Origin of the sequence: Halolamina salina, assembly GCF_042678005.1 — an archaeon.
Lineage (GTDB): Archaea > Halobacteriota > Halobacteria > Halobacteriales > Haloferacaceae > Halolamina > Halolamina salina.
In genome coordinates this window covers 8,878-14,953 of sequence record NZ_JBHUDH010000110.1, presented here as the reverse complement: position 1 = coordinate 14,953, position 6,076 = coordinate 8,878, and the positions used below count along the sequence as shown (strand labels likewise).

At 69.3% G+C, this 6,076-nt stretch carries 6 protein-coding genes and 1 pseudogene; 5 read left to right on the top strand and 2 right to left on the bottom strand.

All coding sequences use genetic code 11. The features are described from left to right. Positions 1-144 precede the first annotated feature (144 nt). The 3 genes from ACFR9S_RS09880 to ACFR9S_RS09870 are packed head-to-tail and all read left to right on the top strand — an operon-like array spanning position 145 to position 2,877. The gene (locus ACFR9S_RS09880; RefSeq protein WP_379731593.1) at positions 145-588 is read left to right on the top strand and encodes a DUF5788 family protein; all 444 of its coding nucleotides are present in this window, start codon (positions 145-147) and stop codon (positions 586-588) included. Between the two features lie 55 nt (positions 589-643). Then, positions 644-2,413, top strand: coding sequence for a DNA polymerase/3'-5' exonuclease PolX (gene polX / locus ACFR9S_RS09875; protein WP_379818526.1), 1,770 nt, complete (start codon positions 644-646; stop codon positions 2,411-2,413). Next, positions 2,410-2,877: a Mut7-C RNAse domain-containing protein gene (locus ACFR9S_RS09870; protein ID WP_379731591.1), complete on the top strand. Its 468-nt coding sequence runs from the start codon at positions 2,410-2,412 to the stop codon at positions 2,875-2,877. Before polX ends, ACFR9S_RS09870 begins: the two co-directional genes overlap by 4 nt. A gap of 1 nt (position 2,878) precedes the next feature. On the opposite strand, the gene ACFR9S_RS09865 is transcribed toward ACFR9S_RS09870, so the two are convergent. Beyond that, entirely contained in the window at positions 2,879-3,979 is a 1,101-nt protein-coding gene (locus ACFR9S_RS09865) for a DUF7139 domain-containing protein (RefSeq protein ID WP_379731590.1), read from the bottom strand. Positions 3,980-4,100: 121 nt separating this feature from the next. On the opposite strand from ACFR9S_RS09865, the gene ACFR9S_RS09860 reads away from it, so the two are divergent. Then, positions 4,101-4,394 (top strand): DUF5789 family protein, encoded by a 294-nt coding sequence (locus ACFR9S_RS09860; RefSeq protein ID WP_379731589.1) that lies wholly within the window; start codon positions 4,101-4,103, stop codon positions 4,392-4,394. On the opposite strand, the gene nreA is transcribed toward ACFR9S_RS09860, so the two are convergent. Continuing rightward, the gene (nreA, locus tag ACFR9S_RS09855) at positions 4,395-5,654 is read right to left on the bottom strand and encodes a DNA repair protein NreA (RefSeq protein ID WP_379731588.1); all 1,260 of its coding nucleotides are present in this window, start codon (positions 5,652-5,654) and stop codon (positions 4,395-4,397) included. Between the two features lie 234 nt (positions 5,655-5,888). On the opposite strand from nreA, the pseudogene ACFR9S_RS09850 reads away from it, so the two are divergent. After that, a pseudogene (locus ACFR9S_RS09850) lies at positions 5,889-6,076 on the top strand (hypothetical protein); the annotation flags it as partial.

Here is a 6,076-nt window from a genome sequence, read left to right as displayed (position 1 = left end):
TCTGTGGGCTGTGCGGGGCGGCGCGGTCACAAGGTGCCAACGATCGAGACGCTGTTGTGGTCGCCGTCCCCGTCGTCACCGCAACTCGACCACCACCAACCAATGGGCGAAGAAGCAAAGAGTCGCCCCGCCCAACCACGGCCCGTGAGGGAGTACGAGCGCAAACAACTGCTCGAACGGGTCGGCCGCGAAGCCGCCACCATCGGCGCCGACATCCCCGAGGAGATCGAGGTGCAGGGCGAGACCCTCGAACTCCGGCAGTTCGTCTTCGAGATCAAGCGCCGCGACACCGTCCCCGCCGAGGAGCGCGAGCGCGTCGCCGAGGCCAAGAAGAACCTCCGCCGGGAGCGCAACGAGCGCCTCGAACGGATCGAAGAGGGCGAGATCAGCTACGCGGAAGGCGAACGCCTCGCCGCCAGCATCATCGGGATCGACCGCGCGCTCGACGCGCTCGAACAGCTCGAACCGGTCAGTATCGAACAGGAGGCCGCCCGAAAGGAGGCCGTCGACCAGAAGCGCTGGATGAACTTCCTCCAGCAGGCGCTGGGCCACGACGACGACGGCAGCCGGCGTCGCGGATCGCTCTGACCCACGTCGGCCCCATCGAGACGCGACGACCCAGATCACTCCGGAGACCCACCTTATGCCCACGAACGACGAACTCGCGACACTGCTCGAAGAGATGGCCGACCTGCTGGACGCCCGGGACGTGGAGTACAAACCCACGGCCTACCGGCGCGCCGCCGAGAACGTCCGGGAGTACCCCGAGCCGGTCGAGGAACTGGCCGACGACGGCGAGGACGCCGTCGCGGAGATCAACCGCGTCGGCGACGCCATCGCCGCCAAACTGGTGGAGTACGTCGAGACCGGCGAGATCGAGGAGCTCGAAGCACTCCGCGAGGAGCTCCCGGTGAACATGGCCGCGCTCACGAGCGTCGAGGGCGTCGGCCCGAAAACGGTCGGCACGCTGTACGATGAACTCGGCGTGACCGACCTCGACGAGCTCGAGGACGCCGCCCGGAACGGCGAGATACGGGAGATCAAGGGGTTCGGTCCCAAGACGGAACAGAACATCCTCGACGGGATCGACTTCGCCCGGCAGGCCCACCAGCGAACCCTCCTCGGCACCGGGCGCCCGCTTGGTGAGGCCGCGCGGGACTTCCTCGCGGGCATCGACGCCGTCGACGCCGCCGAACTCGCCGGCTCGAACCGGCGCTGGAAGGAGACGATTGGCGACGTGGACGTGCTCGCGGCCAGCACCGACGGCGAGGCGGTCGTCGACGCATTCCTCGAGTGGGAGAACTCCACCGAGACGATCGAGTCCGGCCCCACGAAGGCGAGCCTCCGGACCGGCGACGGCGTACGCGTCGACCTCCGGGTCGTCGACCCCTCGGAGTTCGGCGCGGCCCTGCAGTACTTCACCGGCAGCCGCGACCACAACATCCACCTGCGCAACGTCGCGATCGACCGCGACCTGAAGCTCAACGAGTACGGCTGCTTCGACGTTTCGGCGGTCGACGATCCCGATTCGGGCCAGCGTGTCGGCGACCGCGTCGCCGGCGAGACGGAGGCGGGGATGTACGAGGCGCTCGACCTTCCCCTGATCCCGCCGGAACTCCGCGAGAACGCCGGCGAGATCGAGGCCGCTCGCGATGGCGAGCTACCGAATCTCGTCGAGGAATCGGAGATCCGCGGCGACCTCCACGCCCACACCGAGTGGTCCGACGGCGACGCGACCGTCGAGGAGATGGCGTTCGGCGCGGCCGAGTTCGGCCACGACTACCTCGCGATCACCGATCACGCCGAGGGTCCCGGCGTGTTCGGAAACACCGGACTCTCCCCCGAGGAGGTCCGCGAGCAGGCTGACGAGATCGAGGCGGCTCGCGACGCGCTCGCCGACGAAGGGCACGACCTCGAACTGCTCCACGGCGTCGAGACGAACGTCGACGCCGAGGGCGAGCTCTCGACCCCGGACGATCTGCTCGCGGAACTCGACGTTGTCGTCGTCTCGCCCCACGCCGCGCTGGGACAGGACCGGGGCGAGGCGACCGAACGGCTGATCGCCGCGGTCGAACACTCCGAGACGGATATCCTCGGGCACCCGACGGGCCGGCTGATCAACGAACGTCCCGGCCTCTCCCCGGATTTCGAGCGGCTGGCAGAGGCCGCGGCCGACGCGGGGACGGCGCTGGAGCTCAACGCCAACCCCAGCCGGCTCGATCTCCCCGACTCGGCGGTCCGGGTGGCGGTCGAGGCCGGCGCCACGATCGTGATCGACACCGACGCCCACCGCCCCGGCGCGTTCTCGGAGGCGCGATTCGGCGTCCACACCGCGCGCCGGGGCTGGGCCGAAACCGACGACGTGCTCACGGCACGCGACGCCGAGGGCGTGCGGGCGTTCCTCGACCAGTGACCGGCCCCACGGACGACCCCAACGACGAGGACCGGTTCCTGCTCGACGTGATGCTCGGCAAGCTCGCGACGTACCTCCGGATGTGTGGCTACGACGCCGCGTACGCGCTGGATCGGGGGATCGAGGGCGACGACGCGATCCGGACCCTCGCCGCGGCTGAGGACCGGATACTGCTCACCCGGGACGAGGCACTCGCGGCGGCGGCGGACGACGCCATCCTCCTCACCGAGCGCGAGATCGAAGCGCAGCTCCGGGAGCTCCGCGCGGCTGGCGTCCACCTCTCCTTACCCGACCGACCGCGGCGCTGTAGCGCCTGCAACGGCGAAGTCGAGCCTGCGGACACGGACGACCCGCCCGAACACGTCCCCGACGACGTGGAGCCGTACCGCTGTCGGGACTGTGGACAGTGGTTCTGGAGAGGATCACACTGGGACGACGTCGCCGAGACGCTCGCCGCGCTGTGAGCTACTTCCGCGGGGTGTACTCGTTGCAGGCGTCCATGTCGTCCATGATCTCGTCGTGGAGGCCACAGTAGGGCTGCATCCCCTGGTCGGTCTGGACGTACTCGAACTGTGCACAGGAGCCACAGTAGCTATCCCGGTCGGGACCGCCCGCGGCGTTCTCGGGGGTCGATCCAGTCGGCGTCCAGTCGTCTTCACGCCGGGCGGAGCTCCCGGTTCCGACGTCTTTCACCTCGCCCGTGTTGCTTCCCGATCGGCCGGCGGCGTCGTCGCGGTTCTCCCGCCGCGGCGGTTTGGAGCCGACGGAGTCGTCGTCGGAGCGCGGGTCGGTCGTCGACGGGTCACTCGGTCCACGGTTCCGCGATGAACTCCCGCTGGTGGGGTTGCTCGGCCCCACGTCGGCGATCTCGGACTCGTCGACGAACGCGCCGCCGGTGCCAACGTCGTCGATCGTGTTCGTCGACGCCCCGCCGTCGCTGGCGACGCTACTGTCGCTTCCCCCGCCGGCGCCCGGGCGGTCCGGGGAGTCGACGTCGGGGGTCCCGCCGAGGACGCCCATGCTGCCGGAGAACTTCGAGAGCTCCGAGGTCGGCACCTCGATCACCTTCGTCTCGCCCTGTGTGGTCACCTCGACGCGGGCGGTGCCGCCGGGGCTGTTCCGGGACTCGAAGTTGACGATCCCGGTGAACAGACACCAGAGCGTCGTAATGATCCCCGCGGAGTACAGCAGCGCGACGGGGAGGGTGAGCAGCGATCGGTCCCCGAGACAGTTGGTCCCCACCCACTGGCAGGGGTAGGCGTGGGCGAACAGCGCGACGCCGAGGATGGAGAGCGCGGCGCCGATCACGGCCGCGACCCGGGTCCGCCGGCCCGAGGGGAGTACGATGAACACGCCGAGGATCGCCGCAGGAACGCCGAGTCCGGCGAGGATTCCGGCCCACTCCCACGAGGCGGTGAGCGAGCGCAGCGGCGTCGTCGCTCCCACGACGACCCCGGCGATCGCGAGGAGGCCGCCAAGCGCGAACAGCCCCAGCCCCGCGTACAGTCGTCGGAGGCTGGTCTGGAACTCCGCGTCGGGCTTGTACACCTCCGAGAGGCTGGTCATACTGTGTGTAACAGAGCCCACGGACTAAAAGCCGTACGTCAGACATCTGTTCGCGAACGGAGAAGTCCCCGCCGTCGACGCCATCGAAAGCGTTACCGTCCGGACGGGCGATGTGCCGGGTATGAGCGAAGAGGAGACCGAGGAGGAGGACGAACCGGCTGTCGAACTCGGGGAAGGGCCCGACGTGGAGGGTGCCCCCGTCGCCCGGGTGGCCGCACGACTCACGTGGCCACAGGAGCGCAGCCGCATCGTCGAGAAGGAGGGTGACGCGACCATCCGAACGCCCCAGGGCGGGCGAGTTCTCGGAGACGTGTTGGAGGAGACCGACACGACGTACTTCGACACTCGGCAGTCATTCGTCGAGGCGGTGAAGGAGGTCGTCGGGCACGGGCCCGTCGAGACCGACGCGGAGTAGTCAGAACTCGAGCAGGCTCGACTGCAGTCCCGCCGCCATCGTCGACTTTCTTCGCAGGCGTGCTTCCGAGACCGGCAGGTGGGTCCCGACTTCGCTGATCGCGCCCGACAGCGTCTCCGCGGTGCCGTACTCGCCCTCGAAGGCGTGGCGGACGGCCTCCCGGACCTGCCAGACGCCGACCGGCCCCCAGTAGTCGTCGGAGACGTGCCGCAAAACGAGCGCCTTCGCCTGCCGGCCGATATCCGAGAGGTGTTCGAGCACGCCGAGGCGGGCGGCGTAGTACGCGCCCGCGGTCTCGTCGACGTAACCCGTCCGCCCCTCGAACTCCTCGTGGGCGCTCGCGAGATACGTGCCCGCCTCGGGGTCGGGGTTCCAGATGCTGCCCGGGGCCTTCATCTCGACGAGCTCGTACTCCCAGTTCCCCGGCGCGAGGATCACCCAGAAGCTGTTGCCGAGGTACTCATTGTGGTGGACCTGTACGCTGTCGACGCTCTGGTTCCCGCGGAGCGTCCCGCGGAGGTACTGCCCGACGGTGTCGTCGACGGCCGTGATCGACCACCGTGTGGGGACGAGCTTGCGGTTCTCCGCCTGCCCGAGCGCACCCGCCGAGAGGATCGTGTTGATGTCGTACACGTCGAACCCGCGGCGGTAGAGGTAGTTGATCGCGCCTTGGGCCTGCCAGTCGTCGTCCTCCAGCGTCTTCTCGACGGGGCGGGGGACGTGGGGGTTCTCCGTGAGGTCAGCGGACTGGGCAGTGGCTCGTGGTCCCACTGGCGTCGCCACGTCGTCGCGGGACACGTCGTAGTCCACGTCCGGCCGGCCGTCGAGCCCGACCTCGACGCCGACGGGCCGGTCGGCGATCGCGATCTCGCGCTGGACGCCGGTGAACCCGTCCCACGCGTCGTGGACGTCGACGCCCACGCCGGTACGGTTCGAGTTCAGCAGGCTGGTCCGGCGCTCGAACACGTCCGCGATCCCGACGCCCTCGTCGTACCACTCGCCGCTGGTCTCGAAGCGCCCGGCGTCGTCCTCGTGGCCAACCGGCGAGAGGATCCCGGTCGACACTTTCGGGTAGTCCGACCGGCCGACGAAGATGGAGGGGGAGACGCTGCCGACGAGCGCGTCGTCGGTGACGTGCTCCTCGAAGCGGCTCTCGAACTGCTCGAGGTGGTCGAGTATCTCGTAGTTCTTCTCCTCGGCGAGACGGCGGCGTTCGGCCGCCTCGTCCGCCTCGTACTCGAGATACTCGTCCAGTCGCATCACCTCGAACTCGGCGCTGCGTCGGCTTGAAAGTTCTGTGCGCGGCACTCCGGACTGCCGTGTTCAGGTAGCGAACAGGTGTCACGAACGCCTCCCGGCCGGTGTGTCACGCTCCCGCCTCGGCCGAACCGGGACCACTCTCAGCGCATACCGTCGGTGGTCCCGTTCCGCTACTTGAGTGTCGGGGTGACGCAGAACGGAGGCGTCTTTACGCGCCCGGGAGGTAGCCTACCCATGCCGACGGTCACTGTCGACCCCGCGGACGCGCGCGACCGCCTCCGGGAGGCCGGCGTCGAGATCCGGGAGGGGAACACCGAGCACGAGCGCTGGCGGGCCGAACGCGCCGTCGACGGAACAGACGACCGGCCCGACCCGGACCTGCTGCTGATCGACGGCGGCGAGGGGCAGTTGGGCGCGGCGAT